This is a genomic window from Priestia sp. SIMBA_032 (assembly GCF_046535215.1).
GTDB lineage: Bacteria > Bacillota > Bacilli > Bacillales > Bacillaceae_H > Priestia > Priestia aryabhattai.
Genome location: NZ_JAWRXD010001522.1, coordinates 1 through 237 on the forward strand (window position 1 = coordinate 1; position 237 = coordinate 237).

A 237-nucleotide genomic window follows, 5' to 3' on the forward strand; every position below is an offset into this window, starting at 1 on the left:
ATGGGGCGCCGTTTCAGATGATGCCGGAGCCAATGCAGCGTCTGCAGCGTCATCTGCTAAAGCAGGAAGGCGGAGACCGGGTGATGGTGCAGGTACTCGCTGCGACACCCGTGCATGGGCTGGAAGCAGTACTGGTTGCCGTGGAGCTTGCGCTGGAATTGGGCCGGCCAAGTGCAGAACACGTACTGAATATCCTGGCACGACTAAAAAGCCCGGCGGGCCGTCCGGGCGGTGTCG

The 237-nt window shown here is 62.0% G+C and carries 1 pseudogene; it reads left to right on the plus strand.

What is annotated here, in order from left to right:
- Positions 1-237, plus strand: a pseudogene (locus SB717_RS39380) (IS21 family transposase); the annotation flags it as partial.